Raw genomic sequence first — 2,388 nt, 5'->3', positions numbered from 1 at the left:
TACTTGCCCTAACGGTATTGCGCCACTTTTTTTGAAATCGGCTCCAACGCCACATTCCACGGTAGCAGCGCTTCCAGCTTTTCCAGGCTGTCCGCGTCGCCGATCCGCTCCAGCACATAATTGATATACGCTGACGGCTCCAGCTGATTGGCCTTGGCTGTTTCCAGCAGCGAGTAGCAGGTCGCGCTCGCCTTCGCTCCTTGCGCGCTATCGGCGAACAACCACGCCTTGCGACCCACCGCAAACGGGCGGATCGCGTTTTCCGCCAGCACGTTGCTGATATGCAGATCGCCGCGCATGCAGTAACCTACCAGGCAAGACCACTGTCCCAGCGTGTACTCCATCGCTTTTCTCGTCAGCGACCCTTTCATCACCTTGCCGATCTGCTCTTCCAACCAGATTTTGAACTCGTCCAGCAGGGCGACGCTGCGTGACTGCCGCCCCTGATAGCGCTCGGCATCACTGCCGTCCCGCAGCTCCCGTTCGATAGCATAGAGTTTGCTGATATAGCCCAACGCCACATCGGCCTTGCTGGCTTTACGTTGGTCTTTCGCGGGGACGGCCTTCGTTGCTTCGATAAATTTACGCCGGGCATGATCCCAGCAGCCGATACGGGTGAGCCCGTTTGTGCGGCACACCTCGGCGTAGCCAGAATAACCATCAGCTTGCAGGATACCGTCAAAACCGGCCAGCAGGCGCACGGGTACGCTGCCGGCACGCGACGGATCATATTCAAATAATACCGATTGTCGGCCCGGGGGACCGCCGCGGGTGACCCACATCCACTTATCCGATTGGGCCGTTTTGCCCGCTTCCTTGAGGACCTGGATCCGGGTCTCATCAGCTTGAAGGTAAGCGGCGCTGTTTTGTTCTTCGCGCAGCAGGTTCATCAGGGGCTGGAACACGTCATTCAGACGGATGAGCCAGTGTGCCATGCTGGTGCGACTCACTTCCTGCCCATGGCGCTTGAACATCTGCTCCAGGCGGTAGAGCGGCAGGCCATCAGCATACTTCGAGGTGATGATGTAGCCCAGCAGGGACGGGGTGGCAACGCATTTGCCCAGTGGATGCACCGGGCGTTTGGCCGCGAGGATCACCTGTTCGCCATCGCGCTCGAATACTGCCTTCTCTTGCCAGATCTCCAGCACCTTGAGTTGGGCCGGGATGAACTTCAGCTCTTCTTTGACTTTGGTGAAGAAGACCTTGCTGGCCCCGACTTTCTCTTCATCGCTGAGGGTCAGCTCGAGACGTTCACGCACCAATGACGGAGAAAAGCCGCGCTGACGACGCTTGGGAGCGATGTTGGCGGTGGCGGCTTCAGGCAACTGTGCTTGCAGAGTGTCGATCTCGACTTCCATCTCGGCTTCATCAAAGAGCTGGAGCTGGCTGGCGAGCTTTTCACTGCTGGCGGCAAAGCGCTGCGCCCTGCGTAAGCGGAGCAGCTCTTCAAGCAGCAGGATATAGGCGTCACGTTGGCCGATGACGTCGTCTTTGGACTGGAGAGCGTGATCGAGGGTGCGAAGGGTTTCTTCTTGCTCGCGGAGAGCTTCTTCTTTTAACGCCAATTTTTGCTGAAAATCAGCAATCACCACCAACAACTCAGCAGCGGAAAGGCTGCCGAGTTCGGGCAATGGGGTGAGGTATTCAGGCGTTATTTTCATGGCTAAATTATAACAAAAACAACGTAGTAACGCACTTATTTAGCCCAATTCAGAGCGTTTCATAGTGCAGTTTTTTGTGGCCTTTCATCAGGGAAATATCATAGCCATCGAGCAGCCAGTTGATCTGCTCAGCCGAGAGGGAGAGCAGCTCATCGGCAGGGGATGGCCATTTGAATTTCTCCTCGGCGAGCGCCTTGTAATAGAGCACAAAGCCGTTGTCCTCCCACATCAGGCACTTGATCTTGTTGCGGCGGCGATTGGTGAAGGCATAGAGGGCACCGGAGAAGGGATTGTGCCCGAGTTGCTGCTCGACCAGCGCCGCCAGGCCATTGGCCTGTTTGCGAAAATCGATGGGCGCCCGGTAGAGGTAGATCTGCGGCAGAGTCAGGGCCGGACGCAGGTAGCGCGGGCGCATTACAAGAGCCTCATGATAGCGCCGAGCAATTCAATATTGCTGGCATGCAGGCCGGAGATGGCGATGCCGTTGGGCAAGGTGAGGGTCAAGCCTGGGTGGGTCGTCTGAGAGGGCGGCAGGGTGACACGAGCAAATCCGGCAGACGAGTCAGCCTTATCGAGTTGGGGTGTTGCCAGCTTTCTGCGCCAGTAGGAGAACTGGTGGTAGCTGAGGTCATGGAGTTTACAGAAAGCGGGGGCGGAAAGTCGGGATGAGAGCCAAGATGCGATCTGCTGCTGCCAAAATACGTCACGTTGTTGCGTAGTCATAGCT

General features: G+C 57.1%; 3 protein-coding genes. All 3 read right to left on the bottom strand.

The window, feature by feature from the left end; genetic code table 11:
- Positions 1 to 8 precede the first annotated feature (8 nt).
- A complete protein-coding gene (gene tnpC / locus BN1125_RS13630; protein ID WP_042012891.1) occupies positions 9 to 1,661 on the bottom strand; it encodes an IS66 family transposase in 1,653 nt (550 codons plus the stop codon).
- Between the two features lie 49 nt (positions 1,662 to 1,710).
- Entirely contained in the window at positions 1,711 to 2,076 is a 366-nt protein-coding gene (gene tnpB, locus BN1125_RS13625; protein WP_042012890.1) for an IS66 family insertion sequence element accessory protein TnpB, read from the bottom strand.
- The coding region (gene tnpA / locus BN1125_RS19375) for an IS66 family insertion sequence element accessory protein TnpA (RefSeq protein WP_244268503.1) at positions 2,076 to 2,388 on the bottom strand (313 nt) is incomplete at its 5' end. The genes tnpB and tnpA, both read right to left, overlap by 1 nt.

This window comes from Aeromonas fluvialis (assembly GCF_000819885.1).
GTDB lineage: Bacteria > Pseudomonadota > Gammaproteobacteria > Enterobacterales > Aeromonadaceae > Aeromonas > Aeromonas fluvialis.
Note: the sequence above shows the minus strand (reverse complement) of the source record. Positions and strands in the feature narration are given on the sequence as shown.